Source organism: Pseudomonas sp. PARCl1, from assembly GCF_947311875.1.
Lineage (GTDB): Bacteria > Pseudomonadota > Gammaproteobacteria > Pseudomonadales > Pseudomonadaceae > Aquipseudomonas > Aquipseudomonas juntendi.
On the sequence record NZ_CAMZMX010000001.1, the window covers coordinates 58099 to 81880 of the forward strand.

Sequence of the window (23782 nt, forward strand, 5' to 3'; positions counted from 1 at the left end):
TTTGAGCCTGATGCTACATGCTCTTTCTTGCAGCTTGCAGCTTGCAGCTAGCTCTTGGTCGAGAAGCGGTAGCCGGTGCCGCGCACGGTTTGTACCAGATTCTCGTAGGCCTCACCCAGCGCTTTGCGCAGGCGGCGGATGTGCACGTCGACCGTGCGTTCTTCGACATAGACGTTGCCGCCCCACACCTGGTCCAGCAGTTGGCCACGGGTGTAGGCGCGTTCCTGGTGGGTCATGAAGAACTGCAGCAGGCGGTACTCGGTGGGGCCCATTTCAGCCGGCTTGCCGTCGATGGTCACGCGGTGGCTGATCGGATCGAGCAGCAGGCCGCCGACCTCGATCGGTGCCTCGCTGTCGCTTGGGCCGGTGCGGCGCAGCACGGCTTTGAGCCGCGCAACCAGCTCGCGCGGTGAGAACGGTTTGGTGATGTAGTCGTCGGCACCCACTTCCAGGCCCTGGATCTTATTGTCCTCTTCACCTTTGGCAGTGAGCATGATGATCGGAATGTCGCCGGTCAGTTCATCGCGCTTCAGGCGGCGGGCCAACTCGATGCCGGAGGTACCCGGCAGCATCCAGTCGAGCAGGATCAGGTCCGGCTTGCGGTCGACGATGATCGCGTGGGCCTGTTGGGAGTTTTCCGCTTCCAGGCAGTCATAGCCGGCCATTTCCAGGGCAACGGCGATCATCTCGCGAATCGGCGCTTCGTCGTCGACGATCAGAATGTTCCTGCCTACCATGCTCAAAACCTCTCCTGGATTCAGTGTCTTGGCCCGCATTAGATAACGGAATTATTGCAGCTGTGTGACAGGGCGTTGGCCGTTCTGGCGACATTGCGTGACTGAACTAGGCTACAGAGGGCCGCGGTTCTGGCAACCCGAACCCATTACCCCCCGAAACGATGGTGAATCCAATGACACGACATACGCTGAGCTGGATGGCCCTTTTCACTGCGCTGGCACTTCCGGGGGTGGCCTCGGCACAACCTGCAATGGAAAAGGATGGCATGTGGGTCGATCATGCCGGCATGACCCTGTACACCTTTGACAAAGATACCGGCGGCAAGTCGATGTGCAATGGCGAATGCGCCAAGAACTGGCCGCCTTTGATGACCAGTGACGGCGAAAAAGCCGAAGGCAAGTGGACGCAGATCAAGCGGGACGACGGCAAGATGCAGTGGGCCTACGACGGCAAGCCGCTGTATACCTTCGTCAAGGACAAGAAGGCTGGCGACATGACCGGTGACGGCATGAAAGACGTTTGGCACGTCGCCAAGCCGTAAGGGCTTTCAGTAGGCCTGTGGGGGCGGGGTAAGCCCGTTCCCACAAGGTGGGGTGCTCACACTGTCAGCGCAGCGCGTAGTCCAGAACCACCCCCACGAACACCAGCAACCCCGCCCAGTGATTGTGCAGGAACGCCTTGAAGCACGACTCGCGGTCCAGCTTGCGTGTAGACCAGTACTCCCAGGCAAAGCACGCCAGCGCCCCCAGCAGCCCCAGGTGGAACCAGCCGCCGAGGTCAAAGCGGCTACCGGCCAGCAACAGGCAGCCCAGCGACAACAACTGCAAGGTCAGGATGATGCTGCGGTCGGCCTCACCGAACAGGATGGCCGTGGATTTCACGCCGATCTTCAGGTCGTCGTCCCGGTCGACCATGGCGTAATAGGTGTCGTAGCCCACCGTCCACAGCAGGTTGGCGATGTACAGCAGCCAGGCACTGGCCGGCAGTTCGCCGCCAGCGGCCGTGAACGCCATCGGAATGCCCCACGAGTACGCTGCCCCCAGCACCACTTGCGGGTAGTAGGTGTAGCGCTTCATGAACGGGTAGCAGAACGCCAACGCCACCGCGCCGAACGACAGCCACACGGTGCGGCTATTGGTGCACAGCACCAGCAGGAAACTGACCCCGACAAGCATGGCGAACAGGGCCAGCGCCTCGCGCGGGCGCACGCGCCCACTGGCCAGGGGCCGGTCGGCGGTACGCTTGACGTGGCCATCCACCTTGCGGTCGGCAAAATCGTTGATGCAGCAGCCGGCGGCGCGCATCAGTACCACGCCAAGGCCGAAGATCAGCACGTTGGCCAGGGTTGGCGAGCCGTTGCCGGCAATCCATACCGCCGACAGCGTGGGCCACAGCAGCAAGTAGATACCGATCGGGCGGTCCATGCGGCTGAGCTGGACAAAGTCCCAGGCACGCGGGTGCAGGCGGTTCAGCGACTTGAGCAGTTGCAGGTACATCAGCTGTTTTCCTCCTGGGCCGCTTGCCACAGCGCCGGCAGAAACACCTCGGCTACCAGCAGGTCCAGCCCGTCACGTTCAAACCGCGAGCGGCGGGCCCATAGCGCTGGCCGGGCGGCATCTGCCGGCAACCACGCCTGTGGGTAACTGCACACTTCGATTGGGTGGCGGATGAACGCCTGGTCGCAGAACAGCAACTCGCCCAACGAGCGGCTGCCGAGGCGTTCCAGGTCCAACCCGCCGCGCGCCAGGGCACTGCGGCTGGCCACGCTGCGGGCGAACACCCACGGCTGGCCATGGCCGCGCAGGTATACCTCGCGCACCCAGCCTTCAGCGCCAACAGCGATGCCCAGTGCCTGGCATTCGTCGGCGCGCAGTGGCTGCCAGCCCTCGAACAAAGGGGTGACGCAGAAGTCATCGTGGGCCAGGCGCGTCAGGCGGCGGGTCAGTGAGCCTTCGTCGAACAGCCAGTCAAGGGTGGGCTGGTCGATGTCGGTCGCCAGCCGTGAATACGGCAGCCACGCGACAGCGGCTGCTTGCGGGGATTCGTACGACACGTCGGTCTGCTTGTTACAACCTGAGAGGCGGCGAGCTTAGCATGATTGCCCCGACTGCTTGCATACTGCGGGCAGGGCCGCTACAAAGCCCCCAAGCATTGCGCGTTGGTCCCTGTTGCAGCGGGTTCACCCGCCATAGGGCCGTCGGCAGCAACACAAAGCCCCAGTCTGACCCGAGGAAAACAACCTGATGAAAAAGTGGCAATGTATCGTCTGTGGCCTGATCTACGACGAAGCCGAAGGCTGGCCCGACGACGGCATCGCCCCTGGCACCCGTTGGGAGGACGTGCCGGAAGACTGGCTATGCCCTGACTGCGGTGTTGGCAAAAGCGACTTTGAAATGATCTCCATCGGCTAAGCGAGGCAAGCACGACATGACGTCCCCTGTGGTAATCATCGGCACCGGCCTGGCGGGCTACAACCTGGCCCGCGAATTTCGCAAGCTCGATGCGCATACGCCGTTGCTGCTGATCACCGCCGATGACGGTCGTTCCTACTCCAAGCCCATGCTTTCCATGGGCTATGCCAAGCACAAGGGCGCCGCTGACCTGTGCATGGCCGAAGCCGGTGCCATGGCCGAGCAGCTGAACGCCGAAATCCGCACCCATACCCGCATCAGCGGCATCGACCCTGGGCACAAACGCCTGTGGATCGGCGAAGAGGCCGTGGCATACCGCGACCTGGTGCTGGCGTGGGGTGCGCAGACCGTGCAGGTGCCGGTTGAAGGCGATGCCAGCCACCTGGTGTTCCCCATCAACGACCTGGAGGACTACGCACGCTTTCGTGCTGCCGCCGCCGGCAAGCAACGCGTGCTGATTCTCGGCGCTGGCCTGATCGGCTGCGAGTTTGCCAACGACATGAGCCTGGGGGGCTTTCAGGTAGACGTGGTAGCGCCATGCGAACAGGTCATGCCGACCCTGTTGCATCCGGCCGCTGCCGGCGCGGTACAACGTGGGTTGCAAGACCTGGGCGTACGCTTTCACCTTGGGCCTGTTCTGACCCGCTTGCAGCAGGCGCCCCACGGCCTGGAGGCGCACCTGTCGGATGGCAGCGTGGTTGGCTGTGACCTGGTCGTTTCGGCCATTGGCCTGCGCCCGCGTACCGACCTGGCTGCCGCGGCCGGGTTGCAGGTCAACCGTGGCGTCAGCGTGGACCGTGTGCTGCGAACCTCCCACGCCAATATCTTCGCCCTCGGGGATTGTGCCGAGGTAGACGGCATCAACCTGTTGTACGTGATGCCACTGATGAGTTGTGCACGGGCACTGGCCCAAACCCTGGCCGGCAAGCCCACGGCAGTTGCCTACGGGCCAATGCCGATCACGGTGAAAACCCCGGCCTGCCCGCTGGTGGTTTCGCCACCGCCACAGGGGCGAGAAGGCACTTGGCAGGTCGAAGGGCAGGGCAATGACCTGAAGGTGCTGTGCATCGATGCGGGTGGCGGGCTGCTGGGTTACGCCCTGACCGGGGCTGCGGTCACGGAAAAGCTGGCGCTGAACCGCCAGCTACCTGCAGTTATGGCGTAATTGCCCGGCGTTCTGTCTGGTTTGTCCTGTTGTTGCCTGCACAATGGCCGCTCAGATACTGGCGCGGCCCCGAACCACGTGCCATTCTCACTCCCGTCTGCCGCAGGTTAGAGCCTGCGGTGCCTTGAGCGCTGCTCCTGAAGGCAGCACGGCATAACAACAAGAATTCCGTCAAAGAGGCTTTACTATGCGCAAACCAGAACTCGCCGCCGTCATCGCTGAAAAAGCTGACCTGACCAAAGAAAAGGCTAATCAAGTGCTGAACGCGATTCTCGACAGCATCACGGGCGCCCTGGACAAGGACACCGTGACCCTGGTTGGTTTCGGCACTTTCGAAAAACGCCACCGCGGCGCGCGTACCGGCAAAAACCCGCAAACCGGCCAGCCGGTCAAGATCAAAGCCAGCAATACCGTAGCTTTCAAGCCCGGCAAGAACCTCAGGGACAGCGTCAATACGCCGGCCGCGCCGAGCAAGGCCAGCAAGAAAAAGTAACTGTGCACTGAGGATGCGTTGATCCCGAACGGGCGCCAGATGGCGCCCGTTGTGCTTTACACCCGGTAATTGCTGCGAACTTGCATAAAAAGGTCATTAGGAGGATAAACTGCGCAACTTAGTCACTTTTCCATCGAGGCGTGTCGATGAAGTTCCGCTTTCTTCTCTGGGCCATGGGGCTGCTGATGGCCCGGGCCAGCCGCAATAATCCGGCATTCCAGCAGCAGCTCAAAGGCAAGGACCTGGTGTTCCAGATGCAGACCCTGGACGGCAAGGTCGCCCGGCACTTTATCGTCAGCAACGAGCGGGTCAGCAGCAAAAGCGGGTCGTACTCACAGCCGGCCTTTGCCATTGCCTTCAAGGATGCCGCCTATGGCTTTGCCACCTTGCAGGCAAGCAACAAGCAGTTGGCGTTCATGCAGGGCATTCAGGACAAGAACATCCAGATCAAGGGCAATCCGGCGTTGGTAATGTGGTTTCAGGGGTTGATGAAGTACCTGAAGCCGAAGAAGAAGCAGGGCTGAAATGTTTGGGGCCACCAAGCGGCCCCGGGCTTCAATGCGGTGCGTTGAACTGCGAAGCCAGCTCCCGCAGCAAGCTCTCGGCCTCCAGCACTTTGTTCACCACATCCTCGGCCTTTTCCCGGGCAATGCCCAAACGCTCCAGCAGTTCGTCAGGAATCTCCTCCAGCGGCCCCGAGCCAATCCCTCGCGAGCGCAGCAGGCGTGTGGCCAGGCATACCAGGTTGGGGAATGCCGAAAACTCACCATCGTAGGCCGGGTCGTGCTGGAAACGCAGCGCGGCCGAGAGCTCTACCGGCATGTCCCACAGTTTCATCAACCAGGCACCAATCTGCTCGCGGCTGATGCCCAGCAGGTGTTGTTCCACATAGGTGTGGTTCAGATGAGGGTTGACCTCCAGGTGGCGACAAATCAGCGAGAAGTGCGGCGGGAAAACGTGTGCCAGCAGCAGGTAACCGAAGTTGTGCAACAGCCCGGCCAGGTAGGTCAGGCCTGCTTCAGGGCGCTCTGCCCGCGGCATGGCTCGGGTAAGGCCTTCGATGATGGCGGCGGTGTAGATCGACTGCTGCCAGTACGGGGTGGCCTGCTGAGGGTTGTCCTTGGGCAGGCTCAGGGTCTTGCCCAGGGCCAGGCCGAGGGCGAGGTTGATCACCAGGTCGAAGCCCAGCACGCGCACGATGGCGTCTTCCACCGAGCGGATCTTGCCCGGCGAGGCGTAGTAGGGTGATGCCGCCCAGCTGACCACCTGGGCGGCCAGGGCCGGGTCGGTTTCTACCACCCCAGTGATATCGTCGATGCTGGCGTTGGGGTCTACCCGCAGTTTGATGATTTTCTGCGCAGTATCGGCCAGCGGCGGGATTTCGATGGTTTCTTCCAGGCGCTTCTGGATGCGCCGGGCAGTGAAGGCTTGCACGGCATTGGTGATTTCGCGGGTATCGTCGTTAGGGCGGTCGAGGTTGGGGCTGATCGCCCCGACTTCCTGGCCAAAGCTGCTGGCGCTGGCCTTGAGCAACATGCGCTTGAAGTGCGCGCGCTCTATTTCCAGCAACAGGCCGGCTTCACCCGAATTGATGTACACCAGGTCGACGTCCAGCAGGCTTTTTTCGTACTGGCACGGTGAGCTGGTGAGCGCCGGGATGCCCGGCAGCGCCTTGAGCTGGTGTTTGTCGAGCATCTGCTTGAGGCGTGGCACCGACACGGCGGTGAGCTTGCGCCCGGTCAGTTCGGCCAGGCGGTTCAGGTCCAGCAGCTGGCTCTGCGGGAACAGCACCATCATGGCGCCCACCTCGTCGTCCAGCAGCACGGCCTGTACCCGCGAGGCTGCGGGCAGGTGCGGATGTTCGACCACCTCGCGGTAGGCTACGCCGAGTTTCTCGAGCAGCAGCCTGATGACGGAAGGCGTGTGTGGGGTTGCGGTGTCCAGGGCAACTTCAGTCATGGTCCGTATCCACTGATTCTTTTAAACGCGAAGTATAACCACCCTGGGCGCAAATCTGGATCCATTATGGGACAGGCGTCACACCTGACCATATTGCTGGCCATGACGCAGCCAACGGTCCAGCAGCGGGCTGACGTGCTCCGGCCAGCGTGCGATCAGGGCCTGGGCGGCATCGCGTACCGCTGGCAACAGGTCGGCGTCGCGCATCAGGTCGGCGACCTTGAATTGCAGCAGGCCGGTCTGGCGGGTACCCAGCATTTCGCCCGGGCCGCGTAGCGCAAGGTCTTTTTCGGCGATGATGAAGCCGTCGTTGGTTTCGCGCATGATGCCCAGGCGCTCGCGGCCGATCTGCGACAGCGGCGGGTGGTACAGCAGCACGCAATGGCTGACGGCGCTGCCGCGGCCCACCCGGCCACGCAACTGGTGCAGCTGGGCCAGGCCGAGGCGCTCGGGGTTTTCGATGATCATCAGGCTGGCATTGGGCACGTCCACGCCCACCTCGATGACGGTGGTGGCGACCAGCAACTGCAGGTTGCCGGCCTTGAACTCGGCCATGATCTCGGCCTTTTCCGCCGGTTTCATGCGGCCGTGGATCAACCCGACCCGCAGTTCACCCAAGGCGCTGCCCAGCTCCTCGTAAGTGCTTTCGGCTGCTTGGCAGGTCAGTTCCTCGGACTCTTCGATCAGCGTGCACACCCAGTACGCCTGGCGCCCTTCAGCGCAGGCGGCGCGTACCCGTTCGACCACTTCGAAACGCCGGCTGTCGGCCACCAGCACGGTGTTCACCGGCGTGCGCCCAGGCGGCAGCTCGTCGAGCACCGAGGTGTCCAGGTCGGCGTAGGCACTCATGGCCAAGGTGCGCGGAATGGGGGTCGCGGTCATGATCAGCTGGTGTGGGCACAGCTCGCCGGCCACGCCTTTCTTGCGCAGCGCCAGGCGTTGCTGCACGCCGAAACGGTGCTGTTCGTCGATGATGGCCAAGGCCAGGTGCTTGAACTTCACCTCGTCCTGGAACAGGGCGTGGGTGCCGACCACCATCGGGGCGCCATTGGCGATCTGCTCGAGCGACGCCGCCCGCGCCTTGCCCTTGAGTTTGCCGGCCAGCCAGGCCACCTCCAGACCCAAAGGCTCCAGCCAGCGCTTGAAGGTGATGTAGTGCTGTTCGGCAAGGATCTCGGTGGGGGCCATCAATGCCACCTGATAACCAGCCTCCAGGGCCTGCAACGCGGCCAGCGCGGCGACCACGGTCTTGCCGGCACCCACGTCGCCTTGCACCAGGCGCATCATCGGCTCGTGCTGGCTGAGGTCGTAGGCAATTTCGTTGGCGACGCGCTGCTGCGCGCCGGTCGGCTGGAAGCCCAAATTGGCCAGGTATTGCGCCGGCAGCCGGGTGGCCTTGGGCAGCACTGGCGCACGCAGGCTGCGCAGGCTCTCGCGCAGGCGCTGTTGCGACAGCTGGTGGGTGAGCAGCTCTTCGAATGCCAGGCGGTGCTGAGCCCAGTGGTGGCCCAGGGCCAACTCCTCGACGTCGGCGTCGGCGGGCGGGTTGTGCAGGTAGCGGATGGCGTCATCCAGCGGCGCCAGCTGGTAGTCGCGGGCCAGTTCGTCGGGCAGCCAGTCGGGCAGGCTGCGCGGGCCGAGCAGGCTCAGGCTCTGTTGGCACAGTTGGCGCAGGCGTTGCTGGGTAAGGCCCTCGGTAGACGGGTATATCGGGGTGAGGGTTTGGTCGACCGGCGGTGGCGGTTCGTCACCGTTCAGTGCGCGGTACTCCGGGTGGTAGATCTCCAGCCCGGAAGCGCCCGGGCGAGCTTCGCCGTAGCAGCGCAGGTGGGTGCCGCGCTTGAGCCCTTCCTTTTGCGCGTTGCTGAAATGGTAGAAGCGCAAGCTCAACACGCCACTGCCGTCACCCAGGCGTACCACCAGGCTGCGACGCTTGCCCATGGTCACGTCGGCACCGCTGACCACCCCCTCGATCACCGCGTCCTGGCCTGGGCGCAGCTGGCCGATCGGAACCACGCGGGTGCGGTCCTGATAGCGCAGGGGCAGGTGGAACAGCACGTCCTGCAAGTTTTCCAGGCCGACCTTGGCGAGCTTTTCGGCCATGGCCTCGCCAACACCCTTGAGCACGGTGACCGGGACGTTCGACAGCTCCGTCATGACTCAGGCCGTTTGTTCTGCAGGGGCCTTGGCTACCGAGCACAGGCGGATCGAGTCGGCGAGGATCTCGATGGCCTTTGGCCGTGGGAAGCTGGCGCGCCAGGCGATGGCCACGGTGCGGAACGGTGCCGGGGCGGTCAGCGGGCGGACTTCGATGACCCCAGGCGCGTAGTGGTGGCTGTGCACCGCCGACAGCGGCAGGATAGACACGCCAAGGCCGGACGCTACCATGTGGCGGATGGTTTCCAGCGAGCTGGATTCGACCGTGGTGTGCCGCGACCCTTCACCCCCCTTGTTCAGGGTAGGGCAGGCTTCCAGCACCTGGTCACGGAAGCAGTGACCTTCACCCAGCAGCAACAGGCTCTTGTCGTTGAGCATGGCGGTGTCGATGGTCTTTTTGGCCGTCCATGGGTGGTCGGCAGGCATCAGCGCGCAGAACGGTTCGTCGTAGAGGGGAAGGGTGAGCACATCGGCTTCATTGAACGGCAGGGCGATGATCACCGCGTCCAGCTCGCCATTGCGCAGCTTCTCGCGCAGCACATGGGTGAAGTTTTCTTCGATGTACAGCGGCATCTGCGGTGCCACGCGGTGCAGTTGCGGGATCAGGTGCGGGAACAGGTAGGGGCCCACGGTGTAGATGGCACCGACCTTGAGCGGCGCAGTCAGCTGGTTCTTGCCAGCCTGGGCCAGTTCGCGAATGCCCTGGGCCTGCTCCAGTACCTTTTGTGCCTGGGCAACGATGCTCTCGCCGACAGGGGTCAGGCGGACCGCGCTTTTGCTGCGTTCGAAGATCAGAACGCCAAGCTCATCCTCAAGCTTCTTCACACCGACCGACAGGGTCGGCTGGCTCACGTGGCAGCGCTCGGCGGCATGGCCGAAGTGCTGTTCCTGGGCGAGTGTGACGATGTAGCGTAGTTCTGTGAGGGTCATAACGTGCGTCCATGAAGTTGCGGCCCCAGCATAGCGGCTGCAATCGATAGACGCACGTTATCAGACTTGCCGATTTGTGACAGAAACAAAAGTCTTAGCGGCGGTCCAGCGAGTAGACGAAGGGCGCCACGACTTCGATGGTGCCATTGTTCAACAACTCGGGTGGCGGCTTTGGCACTTTGCCGGCGCGGCGGATCATTTCCATGGTTGCGCGGTCCAGCGCGGCACTGCCCGACCCACCGGCCATCGAATACGACACCACCTTGCCCTCGGCGTCGACCACGAAGCGCAGGCGGTTGATGCCTTGCAGGCCACGGCGGCGCGCGTCTTCCGGGTACCGTTTGTACTTGGCCAGGTGGCGCAGCAGGTCACTCTGCCAGGTCGGCAGGGCGTTGCTGTTGGACGCGATGCTCGGGGCCGGTGCCGCGGACTTCTGCGGTGGCGTATTGCTCGGCGGCGCGTCGACGGTCTGCTCGGTCGGCGGTGCTTCCTTCGGCGGCTCAGGCTTCTTCTCAGGCTTGGGCGGCTGGGGCTTGGCCTTCGGCTTGGGCGGCTTGGGGATGGCGATCTTCGGCTTGGGTGCCTCCACCAGCTTCGGCAAAGGTGGTTCCTCTACCGGTGCAGGTGGCTGCGGCGCCGCTTTCGGGGGCGGCGGTGGCGCGGGTTCCGGCAGCGGTGCCAGTTCGACCATCATGGCTGCTGGCGGCAACTCGATGGCCTGGGGCACAGACCAGTTGAGCGTCAGCAGCACGGCGACCACGTGCACGCCCAGCACGATCGCCAGGCTGCCAGCGTAGCGCGCCATGTTTGAGCGCGGTTTTGTCATTTCTTGGCTGCCGTCTCGAGACCTACCAGGCCGACTTTCAGGTAGCCGGCCGAGCGCATGTTGTTCATCACTTCCATCAGGTCACCGTAATCCACGCCTTTGTCGGCCTGGAAGAAGATGGTGGTTTCCTTGTCACCCTTGGTCTTGGCGTCAAGCATCGGGCCAAGCTGGTCGGGTGCCGGGACCTGATCGTCGCCGACGTACAGCTTCTGGTCTGCCTTGACGCTGACGAACACCGGCTTCTCGGGCCTCGGCGCCGGTTTGGCGGTCGAGGCCGGCAGGTCGACCTTGATATCGACTGTGGCCAGGGGGGCGGCAACCATGAAGATGATCAGCAGTACCAGCATTACGTCGATGAACGGCGTAACGTTGATTTCGTGGTTTTCGGCGAGGTCGTCGCCACCTTCGTTGAGATGCAGGCCCATGGCTTACCCCACTTTCACCATGTGCGGGGCGGCGCGCTCGCTGCCTTGGTGGTCCAGATCGCGGCTGACCAGCAGCAGTACCTGGGCGGAAGCATCGGACACCTGAGCCTTGTAGCCGGCAATGGAACGGGCGAAGACGTTGTAGATGACCACGGCCGGGATTGCCGCGACCAGGCCCAGGGCGGTGGCCAGCAGGGCTTCGGCGATACCCGGGGCGACCACGGCCAGGTTGGTGGTCTGGGTCTTGGCGATACCGATGAAGCTGTTCATGATGCCCCAGACGGTGCCGAACAGGCCGACGAACGGGGCGGTGGAACCAATGGTGGCGAGTACGCCGGTGCCGCTGCTCATGTTACGGCCGCTGGCATGCACCAGGCGCTCCAGGCGGAAGCTGACGCGTTCCTTGATACCCTCTTTCTCGCGGGCATTGGCCGACAGGCGCATCTCTTCAAGGGCGTCGTGCACCAGGGTATGGGCCAGCGTGCCTTCCTTGCTGGAGACTTCGCTGGCATCTTTCAGCGTGGTGGCCTTCTTCAGCTGGGCGATTTCGCCACGCAGGCGGCGTTTGGCGCCCATCAGCTCGAAGCCTTTGGCGATCCAGATGGTCCAAGTGATGATGGAGGCGATAGCCAGGCCGATCATGACGATCTTCACCACGATGTCGGCGTTCTTGTACATGCCCCATGGGGACAGGTCGTGGGCCATGCCCAGCGAGGTATCTTCAACCAGGGCTTCGACGCTTGGGTCTGCTGCAGCTGGTGCACCGGCAGTGGCGCTGGTGGCGGGTGCTTCGCCAGCCGGGGCGGTGCTCGGGGCAGCAGCGGCAGTGGCGGCGGCCGGCGTGGTGGTATTGGCGGTTGGCTCATCGGCCATGGCTGCCGGGGCCAGCACCAGGCTGAGCGTCAGCGCGGCGATGGCGCGCCAGGCGCGCGACTGGGTTGGCGAAGCGGAGGGTTTAGTACGTGTCATGCTGGCCGGACCTGATGAAGAGAAAAGACGAACGTTCTCCAAGGCCTCGAGGCGGGCCGAGAACAACTTGGTCGCCATTATTGCAAGTAATTCTTGTTAACAAAAGTAATATTGTAGCTTTTTTCGCCTATGGTCTAGCCATCCATCGTGTAGCGTGGTTGGGCTGATCAGTTGGTCCAGGGAGTTTTGTGATGTCAGACCTTTCCGTGATGGTGGTGGGTTGTGGTGATGTAGGCGGGCGCTTGGCCCGGCAGATGCTGGCACGTGGTTGGCAGGTCAGCGGTCTGCGCCGTTCGGTGGGGCAATTGCCTGCGGGGGTTCACCCGGTGGCTGCGGACTTGGCCGAGCCTTCGCTGCCAGCCGCATGGCCACGGGGTACGCTGGACTACCTGGTGTACTGCGTGGCGGCCAGCCAGCATGACGAGGCGGGTTACCGGGCGGCCTATGTCGACGGTTTACGCCATGTGCTGGCCTGGCTGGCCGAGCGTGGCCAACGGCCGCGCCGCTTGCTGTTCGTGTCAAGCAGTAGCGTGTATGCGCAGAAGGACGGCGAGTGGGTTGAGGAAGGGTCGGCGACCGAGCCCGAGGGGTATTCGGGGCGGGTGATGCTGGAAGCGGAGCGCTTGGCCCTTGGCAGCGGCATACCGGCGAGTGTGGTGCGCCTCACTGGCATCTACGGCCCCGGCCGCGAGTGGCTGCTGAGCCAGGTACGCCAAGGCTATCGGGTGGCTGAGCAGCCGCCGCTGTACGGCAACCGTATTCATGCCGAAGATGCTGCCAGCTTGCTGGCGTTTCTGCTGCAGGAAGATGCTGATGGCAAGGCGTTGGACGACTGTTACATCGGGGTTGACGATGATCCGGCACCGCTGGCCGATGTGGTGGCCTGGTTGCGGGCCTACCTGGGGGTTACCGAGTGGTCAGATGAACAGCGCGTGCGGCGTACCGGTAGCAAGCGCTGCAGCAACGCACGGGTGAAGGCGTTGGGCTGGGCACCGGTGTATCCGAGTTACAAGGAAGGCTACGCAGCCATCCTGGCGGCGAAAGCCTGACCACACCCTTGACGCGACTTCTGTAGGCGCGGCCTGGCGTTGCGATTGGGCTGCAACGCAGCCCTGGCAATCCACGCGCCGACGCTGATGCCCTGGTGCCGTGTTGCGGCCCTGTCGCGAAACAAGGCCGCTGCTGCAGGCTTCAGTTTTTTTCCAGCAACCACTGGCGCTTGCCCGCTGCCAGTTGGGGCATGTCATCAGCCTGGGCACGGTTCACCGCCTGGAAGATCTCCAGCTTGTCGCCGTCACGCTTGATGATGAAAGGCGCACCCCGTTGGTTGCGCTCCAGCCACAGGCTGTCGTTGCTGCCGCCCATGGTGGCGCAGTCGCCGGCCAGGCACAGGGCGAAACGGTCTGGCCCAGGCAAGCCAGTGACGTTGCCGGTATCGCTGAAGCGTACTTTTCCGCCTTGGCCCTGGCCTTCGAGAATGGTCCATTCACCGCCCAGATACGCTTGGTACAGGGCTTTTTCAAAGCTGCTGCCCAGCGAGGCGTTGGCGGTGGCAGAGGGTTGTACGCGGACAAAAGCCTGCTTTGCGCCGCTCTGGTCTGTGGTCAGCAGTTCGTCACCGTCCAGCGCAAGCTGCTCGGTCTGGCCACCGTCAAAGTTGGCCTGCAATTGCTTGTCGAGCGTGACCAGCTGGCCGTCCGCCGCTTCGAAGCCATTGCTGTAGCTGGCCTGCTGGTTGGCGACGTCGAGCTTCCACTCGAATACCGGACCATTTTCATTGAGGGCCTGGCGCAGGCTGTCGCCCTTTACCGCGGCCTTGATCGCAGCCTGGTTGATCCAGGTGCCGTTGAAATCTTCGGGTTTGTGGCTGGCGCAGCCGCTCAGGAGCAGGGCTGCCAGCGCGAGGGGCAGTGCGTGACGCATGTCGGGAAACCTTGCGCAGGAGAGGGGGCGACGGGCAGGGTGCCCGTCGCCCAAGGCATCATTCGATGACCAGGATGGCGTCCATTTCGACCTGGGCGCCTTTTGGCAGCGCGGCAACGCCAATCGCGGCGCGGGCTGGGTAAGGCTGTTCGAAGTAGCGGCCCATCACCTCGTTGACCTTGGCGAAGTGGCTCAGGTCAGTCAGGAAGATGTTCAGCTTGACGATGTCCTTGAACGAACCGCCGGCAGCCTCAGCCACGGCCTTGAGGTTCTCGAATACCTGCACGGTCTGGGCTTCGAAGCCTTCGACCAGCTCCATGGTCTTCGGGTCCAGCGGGATCTGGCCGGACATGTACACGGTATTGCCGGCCTTGATCGCCTGCGAGTAGGTACCGATAGCGGCGGGGGCCTTGTCGCTGTTGATGACGGTCTTGCTCATGATGACTCCTTGCGGTTGGCGGACTACGTACGCATGCGGGTGATGCGGACCACACCGGTCAAGGTACGCAGCTTCTTGATCACACGGGCCAGGTGCACGCGATCGTGTACGCTGACCACCAGTTGGACCACACTGATACGGCCGTCGCGCTCGTCCATGCTGATTTTCTCGATATTGCCGTCGGCCGCGTTGACGCTGCTGGCAAGCAGGGCAATCAGGCCGCGCTGGTGCTCCAGTTCGACCCGCAGTTCGACATTGAACTCGCCGGTGATGTCCTTGGCCCAGGAAAGCTGCACGCATTTTTCCGGGTTGTGGCGGATTTCACTGATGTTGCGGCAGTTCTCCAGGTGCACGACCATGCCCTTGCCTGCCGACAGGTGGCCGACGATCGGGTCGCCCGGGATGGGTGTACAGCACTTGGCATAACTCAGTACCAGCCCCTCGGTACCGCGGATCGCCAGCGGCCCTTCCGGTGCGGGCAACTGTTCGCCTTCGGCTGACAGCAGGCGGCGCGCAACCACATATGCCATGCGGTTGCCCAGGCCGATATCTTCGAGCAGGTCTTCGATCAGTTCCAGGCGGTACTCCGCCAGGATCGCCTGGATACGTTCCTGAGGGATCTTCTCCAGGCTGCTGTCGAAGCCGGTCAGCACCTTGTTCAGCAGGCGTTCGCCCAGGCTGATGGATTCGGACCGGCGCTGCTGCTTGAGCGCGTGGCGGATGTGCGTGCGCGCCTTGCCGGTAACCACGAAGTTGAGCCAGGCCGGGTTTGGCCGGGCGCCCGGGGCGCTGACGATTTCCACCGTGGACCCGCTCTGCAGCGGTTCGGACAACGGCGCCAGGCGGCGATTGATACGGCAGGCGATGCAACTGTTGCCGACGTCGGTGTGTACCGCGTAAGCGAAGTCGACGGCCGTCGAGCCTTTGGGCAGCTCCATGATGCGGCCCTTGGGCGTGAACACGTAGACCTCGTCCGGGAACAGGTCGATCTTCACGCTTTCGATGAACTCCAGCGAGTTGCCAGCACGCTGCTGCAGCTCCAGGATGCCTTTGACCCACTGGCGGGCACGGGCGTGGCTGCCCTTGGGTTGCTCGTCGTCGTTGGACTTGTACAGCCAATGCGCCGCGATGCCGTTGTTGGCCATCTCTTCCATCTCGCGGGTGCGGATCTGGATTTCGATGGGCACGCCATGCATACCGAACAGCGTGGTGTGCAACGACTGGTAACCGTTGGCCTTGGGGATCGCGATGTAGTCCTTGAAGCGGCCGGGCAGCGGCTTGTACAGGTTATGCACGGCGCCGAGCACACGGTAGCAGGTATCGACTTTGTCAACGATGACGCGGAAGGCGTACACGTCCATGATCTCGTTGAAGGCGCGGCGCTTGCCGCGCATCTTCTTGTAGATGCCATAGAGGTGCTTCTGCCGGCCGCTGATTTCGCCTTCGATGCCATCGGCAGCCAGGCAGTTGGCCAGCGAGTGCTCGATCTTGGCGACGATTTCCTTGCGGTTGCCACGAGCGCTTTTCACCGCACGGTGAATCAGCGACGAGCGCATGGGGTGCATGGCCTTGAAGCCGAGGTCTTCGAACTCCACGCGCACCGTATGCATGCCCAGGCGATTGGCGATGGGGGCGTAGATTTCGAGGGTTTCCTTGGCGATGCGCCGGCGCTTTTCACCGGACAGCACTTCAAGGGTGCGCATGTTGTGCAGGCGGTCAGCCAGCTTGACCAGGATCACGCGGATATCGCGCGCCATGGCCATGGCCATTTTCTGAAAGTTTTCAGCCTGCGCCTCGGCCTTGGTTTCGAAGTTCATCTGGGTCAGCTTGCTGACCCCGTCAACCAGCTCGGCCACGGTCTCGCCAAATTGCTGGCTGAGGGCTTCCTTGGCGATACCGGTGTCTTCGATCACATCGTGCAGCATGGCCGCCATCAGGCTTTGATGGTCCATGTGCATGTCGGCGAGGATGCTGGCCACGGCCAGCGGGTGGGTCACATAGGGCTCGCCGCTGCGGCGGCGCTGCCCGTCGTGGGCCTGTTCGGCGTAGAAATAGGCGCGCCGGACCAGGTTGACCTGTTCAGGGCCAAGATAGGTCGACAGCCGTTCGGCCAAGGCTTCTATACCCGGCATGGGTTTACCTCCTGCCGAGGAAGAGGGCCTTGCGCCGTGCGACGTCGACCTGGCATCAATCAGACAGCCTCGTTGTTCTCGTCCTCGAACGCGGCGAACACCGGATCCTCGGTGACGATCTCTTCAGCGGCGATGAATTCGTTGGTGACGATGCCTTCGGCGATTTCACGCAGGGCAACGACGGTAGGCTTGTCGTTTTCCCACGCTACGCGTGGTTCCTTGCCGCCGGTCGCCAGCTGGCGAGCGCGCTTGGTCGAGAGCATGACCAGCTCAAAGCGGTTATCCACGTGTTCCAGGCAGTCTTCAACAGTTACGCGGGCCATGGTCTTCCTCAGTAGCAAATGCGGTGGGCGTGCAGCCCAATAGTGGGCAGGCGGACTCGATAGTATAAAAATTCACCAGCCAATAGGGAAGCGCTGTTTTGCCGAGCAGCGTCATCCCCAAGCCTGCCACCGCACCGTGCAGGCGCGGTTTCAGCCGCGAAAGGGCCGAAACAGACACCCTCGACGCATGAGCCTGACGATAACCTCAGAGCATCGCGCCGCGCAACCTCGGGGTCAGCTCTTCGAACAAGGTCTGCACCGAGCGCAGTGCCCGGCAGTCCGGGCGGGTCAGCAGCCACAGCTGGGTGTCGCAGCCGGCCAGCGGCCCGCTGAGCGCATCGACGCCGGGCAGCGCATGCACCATGTAGTCCGGCAGCGCCGCCACGCCCAACCCGGCGGTCACCAACTGGGCGATGGTCGACATGCTGCTGCACTGGTAGCGCGGGCTCAACCCGGGGTGCTGCTGGTTGCGCCAGACCACCGTGGGGTGGTCCTGCATGGAGTCGTCAGGGGCGATCCACGGGGTGCTGGCAGGCGATTCGGCCAGCCGCTCGCGCCACTGCGGCTGGCCGCAGATGACATAGGACGTCGAGCCCAGGTTGCGGCCCACCAGGTGTTCCGGCGGTGTATTGGTCAGGCGCAGGGCAATGTCGGCGTCGCGCCGGCTGAGGTTGGCGAAGGTGTTGGAGGTGCCCATTTCCAGCGACAGCGCCGGGTAGTTGGGCATGAACTCGGCCAGCGCCGGCAGCAGCAGGCTGTGCATGACCGCCTCGGTACAGGTCAGGCGCACCGTGCCGCTGACCACCTGCTCGCCACTGGTCATGGCAATGCGCGCGGCCTCCAGCGCCTGCTCGGCACGCTCGGCCTGCTCGGCCAGGGCCTGGGCAGTATCGGTTGGCAGGTAGCCTTTGCGGCTTTTCACGAACAGCGCAGTACCGAGGGCCGATTCCAGCCGGCGTATCGAGCGAAAGACCGTCGATACGTCAACTTTGAGCAACTCGGCGGCCTTCGCCAGCGAGCGGCCACGCTCCAGTGCCAGGACCAGAGTGAGGTCGGCGTGGGTAATCTGATATTGCATTGGTGCACGCTCTGCTTGCCGAATTGCCAATGTCTGTTGCATCAGGGCCATTTTATAGTGAAACCGCCCCCCGGAATCAATGCGCCCGGTCGGGTCAACAATCCCCACGATGGGAAGTGAAAAGAACAACAGCTGCAACCATCGTCGCCCATGAGGCGCCAGCCGTACCCCCCCACATCGCCGCAGCAAATCAAAGGATGTACAGCCATGACGTCGGTCACCCCGTGCGCCAGTTCTTCCAGCGAGATGAAAGACTTCCTCCAGGCCCATCCGGATACGCAGTACGTCGACCTGCTGATCTCCGACATGAACGGCGTGGTACGCGGCAAGCGCATCGAGCGAGCCAGCCTGCACAAGGTGTACGAAAAGGGCATCAACCTGCCGGCGTCGCTGTTCGCCCTGGACATCAACGGCTCCACCGTGGAAAGCACCGGCCTTGGCCTGGACATCGGCGATGCCGACCGTATCTGCTTCCCGATCCCTGGCACGTTATCGGATGAGCCGTGGCAGAAGCGCCCCACAGCCCAGTTGCTGATGACCATGCACGAGCTGGATGGCCAGCCGTTTTTCGCCGACCCGCGGGAAGTGCTGCGCCAGGTGGTCAGCAAGTTCGACGACCTGGGCCTGGCTATCTGCGCCGCCTTCGAGCTTGAGTTCTACCTGATCGACCAGGACAACCTCAACGGCCGCCCGCAACCGCCGCGCTCGCCGATTTCCGGCAAGCGCCCGCAATCGACCCAGGTGTACCTGATCGACGACCTCGACGAATATGCAGATTGCCTGCAGGACATGCTCGAAGCCGCCAAGGAGCAGGGGCTGCCGGCGGACGCCATCGTCAAGGAAAGTGCCCCGGCGCAGTTCGAGGTCAACCTGCACCACGTTGCCGATCCGCTGAAAGCCTGCGACTACGCGATCCTGCTGAAACGGCTGATCAAGAACGTGGCCTACGACCATGAAATGGACACCACCTTCATGGCCAAGCCCTACCCAGGCCAGGCAGGCAACGGCCTGCACGTGCACATCTCGCTGCTGGACAAGAAAACCGGCAAGAACATCTTCGCCAGTGACGACCCGCTGCAGAGCGACACCCTGCGTCACGCCATTGGTGGGGTGCTGGAGACGATGCCGGCATCGATGGCTTTCCTGTGCCCGAACATCAACTCCTACCGCCGCTTCGGCGCCCAGTTCTACGTGCCCAATGCGCCGAGCTGGGGCCTGGACAACCGTACGGTAGCCGTCCGCGTGCCCACCGACAGCAGCGACAACGTGCGCCTTGAGCACCGCGTGGCCGGCGCCGACGCCAACCCGTACCTGATGCTGGCGGCCATCCTGGCCGGCGTGCATCACGGCCTCACCAACCAGGTCGAACCCCAGGCGCCGATCGAAGGCAACTCCTACGAGCAACTCGAACAGAGCCTGCCGAACAACCTGCGCGATGCCTTGCGTGCGTTGGACGACAGTGAGGTGCTCAACCAATACATCAGCCCGGACTACATCGATATCTTCGTGGCCTGCAAGGAAAGCGAACTGGCCGAGTTCGAAGTGTCGATTTCCGACCTCGAGTACAACTGGTACCTGCACACGGTGTAAGCCCATGAGCGCAACTGCGGTCCCCTTGATCGGTGTCAGCGCCTGCCGCCAGCAGGTGGGGAAGAACTCGTCGCACACGGTTGGCGACAAGTATGTCGAGGCGGCCGCGTTTGCCGGCCTGCCGCTGATTCTGCCGGCCCGTGACGGTGGTAGCGACACGCAAGCGTTGCTGGCCTGCCTGCACGGCATTGTTTTTACGGGCTCGCCTTCAAATATCGAACCGCATCATTACAATGGCGCCCCCAGTGCCGCGGGCACCCTTCATGACCTGGCGCGTGACCGGCTGACCCTGCCGCTGCTGCAGGCGGCGATCGCCGCCGGTGTGCCGGTGTTGTGCATTTGCCGTGGCTATCAGGAACTGAACGTGGCCCTGGGGGGCAGCCTGCACCAGCGTGTGCAGGCGCTGCCTGGCTACCTGGACCATCGCGAGCCCGAAGACGCGCCCCTGGAGGTGCAGTACGGCCTTCGGCACCCGGTGTTCGTCGAGCCTGGCGGCTTGTTCGAGCGCCTGGGGCTGGCAGCGCAGTTCGAGGTCAACTCGCTGCACAGCCAGGGCATCGAGCGCCTGGCTTCGTGCCTGCGGGTCGAAGCGCGGGCCCCGGACGGCCTCATCGAAGCGGTGTCCATGCCCGGTGCGCCGGGCTTCGTCCTTGGCGTGCAGTGGCACCCAGAGTGGCGGTTCAGCGAAAACCCGGTCTCGCTGCGCCTGTTTCAGGCGTTTCGCGAGGCCTGCACTGCCTATGCAGCACGGAAGGGCGCACGGCTGACGCGCCCCTGACAGCAAGCTTTCAATGAGTGAAAGCGGGCCTTGTGCGCAAGGCCTGTAAGAACAATTCCAAAACTTACGGCAAATACTCATGAGCAATTACACCGAAGCCGCCCGCCCACCCGACGTGGCGGCCGAAGCGGGCAACAATCAGCGCAGCAAAGGCCTGGCCAAGGGTCGCCTGGGCTTGCTGGCCAGCGTGGTACTGGGCATCTCCACCATCGCCCCGGTCTATACCCTCACCGGCGCACTGGGCCCTACCGTGCGTGAGGTAGGGGCACACCTGCCAGCCGTGTTCATCGTCGGCTTCCTGCCAATGCTGCTGGTAGCCTTGGGCTACCGTGAACTGAACTCGGCAGAGCCGGACAGCGGCACCTCCTTTACCTGGTCGGCGCGCGCCTTCGGGCCGATGATCGGCTGGATCGGGGGGTGGGGGCTGGTGGTTGCCACCACCATCGTGCTGTCCAACCTGGCGGGGGTGGCGGTCGACTTCTTCTACCTGTTCCTCGGCCAGATCACCGGCAGGCACGCGCTGGCGGGACTGGCCGACAACCTGTTGATCAACATCGTCACCTGTTGTGTGTTCATCGCCCTGGCGGTTTGGATCTGCTGCCGGGGCATGGCCACCACCATGACCGTGCAGTATGGCCTGGTGGCCCTGCAACTGCTGGTATTGGTCGGCTTCGCCTTCGCCGCGTTCGGCGGCACCACTGCGCCACCGCCGATGGCGTTCGACCTGGCCTGGTTCAATCCATTCGGCGTGGAGTCGTTCTCGGCCTTTGCCGCGGGCTTGTCGCTGTCGATCTTTATCTTCTGGGGTTGGGATACCTGCCTGACCGTCAGCGAAGAGTCGGTTGGCAGTGAAGAGGTGCCGGGCAAGGCTGCCACCTTGACCGTCATGCTGATCCTCGGCCTGTACCTGTTCACTGCCATTGCCACCCTGCAGTTTGCCGGCATTAGCGAAACCGGCCTGGGGCTCAACAACCCGCGCATCCAGGAGAACGTGTTTGCCCACCTGGCCGGCCCGGTGATGGGGCCGCTGGCGATCCTGATGTCCATTGCCGTGCTGGCCAGTACCGCAGCCTCGTTGCAATCGACCTTCGTGGCGCCGGCGCGCACGCTGCTGGCCATGGGTTATTACGGCGCAGTACCGCCGAAGTTCGCCAGTGTTTGCCCCCGCTCGCAGACCCCACGCTACGCGACCATTTGCGCAGGTGTGGCAGCGGGCCTGTTCTACGTGACCATGCGCACGCTGAGCGAGAACGTGTTGGCCGATACCATCACTGCGCTGGGCATGATGATCTGTTTCTACTATTCGCTGACGGCGTTTGCCTGCGTCTGGTATTTCCGCGGCAGCCTGTTCAGCAGCGTGCGCCACTTCTTCATGCGTGGCATGTGCCCGCTGGTGGGTGGGGTGATTCTGTCGGTGATCTTCGCGCGGACCGCCATCGACAGCGCGTCGCCGGACTTCGGCAGCGGCTCGCATGTCGGCGGGGTGGGGCTGGTGTTCGTGATTGCCGCGATCATCTCGGTGCTGGGCATCGGGCTGATGATGCTGTCACGCCTGCGTGCGCCGGCGTATTTCCTGGGGGCTACCCTGCGCCAGCAGGCTACCCTGCCTTTGCAGGAATGAAGCTGGGGGCGCTTTGCGCCCCTATCGCGACACAAGGCCGCTCCCACAAAAGCACGGCGTACGCCATCTAATGTGGGAGCGGCCTTGTGTCGCGATAGGGCCTCGAAGAGGCCCCATCGATCTTCAGCCGATCATTTGCTTCAGCAACACTGCATGACGCTGCTGCTGCTTCTTCAGCGCCAGCCGATTCGAGCGGAACACCGCCTTCAAATCCTCCAGCGCCTCGTCGAAATCATCATTGATGATCACGTAGTCGTACTCGTCGTAGTGCACCATCTCGCTGACCGCTTCTTTCATGCGCCCATTGATGATCTCTTCGCTGTCCTGCCCGCGCCCGTCCAGGCGCTGGCGCAGCGCCTGCTGGCTCGGTGGCAGGATGAATACCGACAACGCATCGGGCATCACCCGGCGAACCTGCTGGGCGCCTTGCCAGTCGATTTCCAGAATCAGGTCATAGCCCTCGTCCAGGGTTTGCTGCAGTGCGCTGCGCGACGTGCCGTAGAAATTGCCGAACACTTCGGCATGCTCCAGGAAGTCACCCTGTGCGATCAGCGCCTTGAATTCCTCGTGCACGACGAAGTGGTAGTTCACCCCGTGCTGCTCGCCCGGGCGCATGGCGCGGGTGGTGTGCGAGACCGAGACGCGGATCTGCCGGTCTTCCTTGATCAGGGCGTTGACCAGGCTGGTCTTGCCGGCGCCGGAAGGGGCCGAGACGATGTAGAGGGTGCCGCTGTTGTGGTTCATGGTTGGGGTGGCCTTACTCGATGTTCTGTACTTGTTCACGCATCTGTTCGATCAATACCTTCAGGTTGACCGCCGCCTGCGTGCTGCGTGGGTCGAAGGCCTTGGAGCCAAGGGTGTTGGCCTCGCGGTTGAGCTCCTGCATCAGGAAGTCCAGGCGCCGGCCGGCGGCGCCGCCCCCCTTGAGCACGCGGCGTACTTCGGTAACGTGGGTGCTGAGGCGGTCGAGTTCCTCGGCCACGTCGCTTTTCTGGGCCAGCAGCACCATTTCCTGCTCGAGGCGCTGTGGGTCGAGCTCTGCCTGCATGTCGCCGAAGCGGTCGAGGATTTTCTGCCGCTGTGCCGCGAGCATCTGCGGCACCAGTGCGCGCAGCGTCGTGACTTCACCGGCCATGCTGTCCAGGCGCTCGTTGATCAGGCGCGCCAGTTCCTGGCCTTCGCGCTGGCGCCCGGCCTTGAGTTCGGCCAGGGCTTCGTCGAACAGCGCCATGGCTTCAGCGTTGAGTGCCTGCGGGTCACTGGTATCGGCTACCAGCACGCCGGGCCACGACAGCACTTCCAGCGGGTTGAGCGGGGCTGGCTGCCTGATCAGCCCGGCCACTTCTTCGGCGGCGGCGACCAGTTGTGCGGCGCGCTCGCGGTCGACCTTCAGCGGCTTGCCGGTGCTGTCTTCATTCAGGCGCAAGGTGCATTCCACCTTGCCCCGTGACAGCCCTTGGCGCAGGCCTTCACGCACGCCGCCTTCGAGGTCGCGCAGGGCCTCGGGCAGGCGCAGGTGCGGCTCCAGGTAACGGTGGTTGACAGAACGCAGCTCCCAGACCAGGGTGCCTTGGCTGCCGGCGCGCTCGACACGCGCAAAAGCGGTCATGCTATGCACCATGGGGAGTACCTCGCTTGGATAAGTGAAAGGCGCAGGATTGTAGCGCAGTGGGGGCGTGGCGCCCAATCGGCCTATGTTACCGGTAGGTGGTGGTCGGGGTAGGAAAAGGCGACGGGCCGTCTGCGCGCGACAATAGGCATGTCCTCACCGGGCTTGCGGCTCTATAATGCTCGCCAGATTCAAAGTCCCAGTACAGGTATCCCA

At 63.4% G+C, this 23782-nt stretch carries 25 protein-coding genes; 9 read left to right on the forward strand and 16 right to left on the reverse strand.

Translation table 11 applies throughout. The annotated features are described in order from the left end of the window. Window positions 1-47 precede the first annotated feature (47 nt). Window positions 48-737 carry a phosphate regulon transcriptional regulator PhoB gene (phoB, locus tag QME24_RS00280; protein ID WP_003253341.1) on the reverse strand — a complete coding sequence of 230 codons (690 nt, stop codon included), beginning with the start codon at window positions 735-737 and terminating at the stop codon, window positions 48-50. Window positions 738-910: 173 nt separating this feature from the next. Between phoB and QME24_RS00285 the strand changes: the two genes are divergently transcribed. Continuing rightward, window positions 911-1279 (forward strand): hypothetical protein, encoded by a 369-nt coding sequence (locus QME24_RS00285; protein ID WP_232892077.1) that lies wholly within the window; start codon window positions 911-913, stop codon window positions 1277-1279. A gap of 64 nt (window positions 1280-1343) precedes the next feature. Here the strand turns inward: QME24_RS00285 and ubiA are convergent, their stop codons facing one another. Both ubiA and QME24_RS00295 read right to left on the reverse strand, forming a co-directional pair. Further along, window positions 1344-2234 (reverse strand): 4-hydroxybenzoate octaprenyltransferase, encoded by an 891-nt coding sequence (ubiA, locus tag QME24_RS00290; protein ID WP_054912421.1) that lies wholly within the window; start codon window positions 2232-2234, stop codon window positions 1344-1346. Further along, the gene (locus QME24_RS00295; RefSeq protein WP_054905393.1) at window positions 2234-2791 is read right to left on the reverse strand and encodes a chorismate lyase; all 558 of its coding nucleotides are present in this window, start codon (window positions 2789-2791) and stop codon (window positions 2234-2236) included. Before QME24_RS00295 ends, ubiA begins: the two co-directional genes overlap by 1 nt. Before the next feature lie 190 nt (window positions 2792-2981). Here QME24_RS00295 and QME24_RS00300 point away from each other — a divergent pair, with 190 nt between their 5' ends. The 4 genes from QME24_RS00300 to QME24_RS00315 all read left to right on the forward strand — a co-directional run bounded on the left by QME24_RS00300 (window position 2982) and on the right by QME24_RS00315 (window position 5331). Continuing rightward, window positions 2982-3149, forward strand: coding sequence for a rubredoxin (locus tag QME24_RS00300; RefSeq protein ID WP_003253349.1), 168 nt, complete (start codon window positions 2982-2984; stop codon window positions 3147-3149). A 16-nt stretch (window positions 3150-3165) separates the two neighbouring features. After that, window positions 3166-4314, forward strand: a complete 1149-nt coding sequence (locus tag QME24_RS00305; protein ID WP_054905394.1) for an FAD-dependent oxidoreductase — start codon at window positions 3166-3168, stop codon at window positions 4312-4314. 187 nt (window positions 4315-4501) lie between these two features. Then, entirely contained in the window at window positions 4502-4807 is a 306-nt protein-coding gene (locus QME24_RS00310) for an HU family DNA-binding protein (protein WP_009684519.1), read from the forward strand. Window positions 4808-4953: 146 nt separating this feature from the next. Next, a complete protein-coding gene (locus QME24_RS00315; RefSeq protein ID WP_009684520.1) occupies window positions 4954-5331 on the forward strand; it encodes an SCP2 sterol-binding domain-containing protein in 378 nt (125 codons plus the stop codon). Window positions 5332-5362: 31 nt separating this feature from the next. On the opposite strand, the gene QME24_RS00320 is transcribed toward QME24_RS00315, so the two are convergent. From QME24_RS00320 to exbB, 6 genes are all read right to left on the reverse strand, one after another. Next, window positions 5363-6766: an aminoacyl-tRNA deacylase and HDOD domain-containing protein gene (locus QME24_RS00320; protein ID WP_054912418.1), complete on the reverse strand. Its 1404-nt coding sequence runs from the start codon at window positions 6764-6766 to the stop codon at window positions 5363-5365. Between the two features lie 78 nt (window positions 6767-6844). Next, window positions 6845-8923, reverse strand: a complete 2079-nt coding sequence (gene recG / locus QME24_RS00325) for an ATP-dependent DNA helicase RecG (protein ID WP_009684522.1) — start codon at window positions 8921-8923, stop codon at window positions 6845-6847. A 3-nt stretch (window positions 8924-8926) separates the two neighbouring features. Then, a complete protein-coding gene (locus QME24_RS00330; RefSeq protein ID WP_009684523.1) occupies window positions 8927-9853 on the reverse strand; it encodes a hydrogen peroxide-inducible genes activator in 927 nt (308 codons plus the stop codon). A gap of 94 nt (window positions 9854-9947) precedes the next feature. After that, window positions 9948-10679 (reverse strand): energy transducer TonB, encoded by a 732-nt coding sequence (locus tag QME24_RS00335; protein ID WP_033690730.1) that lies wholly within the window; start codon window positions 10677-10679, stop codon window positions 9948-9950. Then, window positions 10676-11104, reverse strand: a complete 429-nt coding sequence (gene exbD, locus QME24_RS00340) for a TonB system transport protein ExbD (protein WP_009684525.1) — start codon at window positions 11102-11104, stop codon at window positions 10676-10678. Before exbD ends, QME24_RS00335 begins: the two co-directional genes overlap by 4 nt. A 3-nt stretch (window positions 11105-11107) precedes the next feature. Continuing rightward, window positions 11108-12073, reverse strand: coding sequence for a tonB-system energizer ExbB (exbB, locus tag QME24_RS00345; protein ID WP_009684526.1), 966 nt, complete (start codon window positions 12071-12073; stop codon window positions 11108-11110). 191 nt (window positions 12074-12264) lie between these two features. Here exbB and QME24_RS00350 point away from each other — a divergent pair, with 191 nt between their 5' ends. Continuing rightward, on the forward strand, window positions 12265-13122 hold the full coding sequence (locus QME24_RS00350) for an SDR family oxidoreductase (RefSeq protein ID WP_054881210.1): 858 nt from the start codon (window positions 12265-12267) through the stop codon (window positions 13120-13122). Between the two features lie 142 nt (window positions 13123-13264). Here QME24_RS00350 and QME24_RS00355 read toward each other — a convergent pair whose 3' ends face one another. The 5 genes from QME24_RS00355 to QME24_RS00375 all read right to left on the reverse strand — a co-directional run bounded on the left by QME24_RS00355 (window position 13265) and on the right by QME24_RS00375 (window position 17968). Beyond that, window positions 13265-13996, reverse strand: a complete 732-nt coding sequence (locus QME24_RS00355; RefSeq protein WP_009684530.1) for a hypothetical protein — start codon at window positions 13994-13996, stop codon at window positions 13265-13267. Between the two features lie 58 nt (window positions 13997-14054). Next, the gene (locus QME24_RS00360; RefSeq protein WP_009684531.1) at window positions 14055-14435 is read right to left on the reverse strand and encodes a RidA family protein; all 381 of its coding nucleotides are present in this window, start codon (window positions 14433-14435) and stop codon (window positions 14055-14057) included. Window positions 14436-14458: 23 nt separating this feature from the next. Then, window positions 14459-16567 (reverse strand): bifunctional GTP diphosphokinase/guanosine-3',5'-bis pyrophosphate 3'-pyrophosphohydrolase, encoded by a 2109-nt coding sequence (spoT, locus tag QME24_RS00365; protein ID WP_009684532.1) that lies wholly within the window; start codon window positions 16565-16567, stop codon window positions 14459-14461. 59 nt (window positions 16568-16626) lie between these two features. Further along, window positions 16627-16890: a DNA-directed RNA polymerase subunit omega gene (gene rpoZ / locus QME24_RS00370; RefSeq protein ID WP_003253383.1), complete on the reverse strand. Its 264-nt coding sequence runs from the start codon at window positions 16888-16890 to the stop codon at window positions 16627-16629. 205 nt (window positions 16891-17095) lie between these two features. Then, on the reverse strand, window positions 17096-17968 hold the full coding sequence (locus tag QME24_RS00375) for a LysR family transcriptional regulator (RefSeq protein WP_009684533.1): 873 nt from the start codon (window positions 17966-17968) through the stop codon (window positions 17096-17098). 207 nt (window positions 17969-18175) lie between these two features. Between QME24_RS00375 and QME24_RS00380 the strand changes: the two genes are divergently transcribed. From QME24_RS00380 to QME24_RS00390, 3 genes are all read left to right on the forward strand, one after another. After that, window positions 18176-19558 carry a glutamine synthetase family protein gene (locus tag QME24_RS00380; RefSeq protein ID WP_009684534.1) on the forward strand — a complete coding sequence of 461 codons (1383 nt, stop codon included), beginning with the start codon at window positions 18176-18178 and terminating at the stop codon, window positions 19556-19558. Between the two features lie 4 nt (window positions 19559-19562). After that, entirely contained in the window at window positions 19563-20336 is a 774-nt protein-coding gene (locus QME24_RS00385; RefSeq protein WP_054905205.1) for a gamma-glutamyl-gamma-aminobutyrate hydrolase family protein, read from the forward strand. Between the two features lie 79 nt (window positions 20337-20415). Continuing rightward, window positions 20416-21957 carry an APC family permease gene (locus QME24_RS00390; protein WP_047149774.1) on the forward strand — a complete coding sequence of 514 codons (1542 nt, stop codon included), beginning with the start codon at window positions 20416-20418 and terminating at the stop codon, window positions 21955-21957. 123 nt (window positions 21958-22080) lie between these two features. On the opposite strand, the gene gmk is transcribed toward QME24_RS00390, so the two are convergent. Both gmk and QME24_RS00400 read right to left on the reverse strand, forming a co-directional pair. After that, on the reverse strand, window positions 22081-22701 hold the full coding sequence (gene gmk, locus QME24_RS00395) for a guanylate kinase (protein ID WP_054905204.1): 621 nt from the start codon (window positions 22699-22701) through the stop codon (window positions 22081-22083). A gap of 13 nt (window positions 22702-22714) precedes the next feature. After that, a complete protein-coding gene (locus QME24_RS00400; RefSeq protein WP_009681990.1) occupies window positions 22715-23578 on the reverse strand; it encodes a YicC/YloC family endoribonuclease in 864 nt (287 codons plus the stop codon). Between the last annotated feature and the right edge of the window lie 204 nt (window positions 23579-23782).

Excerpts from the sequence above, each read along its gene's own strand:
- phoB (WP_003253341.1), bottom strand. The coding sequence starts at position 737 with ATGGTAGGCAGGAACATTCTGATCGTCGACGACGAAGCGCCGATTCGC.
- QME24_RS00285 (WP_232892077.1), top strand. The coding sequence starts at position 911 with ATGACACGACATACGCTGAGCTGGATGGCCCTTTTCACTGCGCTGGCA.
- ubiA (WP_054912421.1), bottom strand. The coding sequence starts at position 2,234 with ATGTACCTGCAACTGCTCAAGTCGCTGAACCGCCTGCACCCGCGTGCC.
- QME24_RS00300 (WP_003253349.1), top strand. The coding sequence starts at position 2,982 with ATGAAAAAGTGGCAATGTATCGTCTGTGGCCTGATCTACGACGAAGCC.
- QME24_RS00305 (WP_054905394.1), top strand. The coding sequence starts at position 3,166 with ATGACGTCCCCTGTGGTAATCATCGGCACCGGCCTGGCGGGCTACAAC.
- QME24_RS00310 (WP_009684519.1), top strand. The coding sequence starts at position 4,502 with ATGCGCAAACCAGAACTCGCCGCCGTCATCGCTGAAAAAGCTGACCTG.
- QME24_RS00315 (WP_009684520.1), top strand. The coding sequence starts at position 4,954 with ATGAAGTTCCGCTTTCTTCTCTGGGCCATGGGGCTGCTGATGGCCCGG.
- QME24_RS00320 (WP_054912418.1), bottom strand. The coding sequence starts at position 6,766 with ATGACTGAAGTTGCCCTGGACACCGCAACCCCACACACGCCTTCCGTC.
- recG (WP_009684522.1), bottom strand. The coding sequence starts at position 8,923 with ATGACGGAGCTGTCGAACGTCCCGGTCACCGTGCTCAAGGGTGTTGGC.
- QME24_RS00330 (WP_009684523.1), bottom strand. The coding sequence starts at position 9,853 with ATGACCCTCACAGAACTACGCTACATCGTCACACTCGCCCAGGAACAG.
- QME24_RS00335 (WP_033690730.1), bottom strand. The coding sequence starts at position 10,679 with ATGACAAAACCGCGCTCAAACATGGCGCGCTACGCTGGCAGCCTGGCG.
- exbD (WP_009684525.1), bottom strand. The coding sequence starts at position 11,104 with ATGGGCCTGCATCTCAACGAAGGTGGCGACGACCTCGCCGAAAACCAC.
- exbB (WP_009684526.1), bottom strand. The coding sequence starts at position 12,073 with ATGACACGTACTAAACCCTCCGCTTCGCCAACCCAGTCGCGCGCCTGG.
- QME24_RS00350 (WP_054881210.1), top strand. The coding sequence starts at position 12,265 with ATGTCAGACCTTTCCGTGATGGTGGTGGGTTGTGGTGATGTAGGCGGG.
- QME24_RS00355 (WP_009684530.1), bottom strand. The coding sequence starts at position 13,996 with ATGCGTCACGCACTGCCCCTCGCGCTGGCAGCCCTGCTCCTGAGCGGC.
- QME24_RS00360 (WP_009684531.1), bottom strand. The coding sequence starts at position 14,435 with ATGAGCAAGACCGTCATCAACAGCGACAAGGCCCCCGCCGCTATCGGT.
- spoT (WP_009684532.1), bottom strand. The coding sequence starts at position 16,567 with ATGCCGGGTATAGAAGCCTTGGCCGAACGGCTGTCGACCTATCTTGGC.
- rpoZ (WP_003253383.1), bottom strand. The coding sequence starts at position 16,890 with ATGGCCCGCGTAACTGTTGAAGACTGCCTGGAACACGTGGATAACCGC.
- QME24_RS00375 (WP_009684533.1), bottom strand. The coding sequence starts at position 17,968 with ATGCAATATCAGATTACCCACGCCGACCTCACTCTGGTCCTGGCACTG.
- QME24_RS00380 (WP_009684534.1), top strand. The coding sequence starts at position 18,176 with ATGACGTCGGTCACCCCGTGCGCCAGTTCTTCCAGCGAGATGAAAGAC.
- QME24_RS00385 (WP_054905205.1), top strand. The coding sequence starts at position 19,563 with ATGAGCGCAACTGCGGTCCCCTTGATCGGTGTCAGCGCCTGCCGCCAG.
- QME24_RS00390 (WP_047149774.1), top strand. The coding sequence starts at position 20,416 with ATGAGCAATTACACCGAAGCCGCCCGCCCACCCGACGTGGCGGCCGAA.
- gmk (WP_054905204.1), bottom strand. The coding sequence starts at position 22,701 with ATGAACCACAACAGCGGCACCCTCTACATCGTCTCGGCCCCTTCCGGC.
- QME24_RS00400 (WP_009681990.1), bottom strand. The coding sequence starts at position 23,578 with ATGGTGCATAGCATGACCGCTTTTGCGCGTGTCGAGCGCGCCGGCAGC.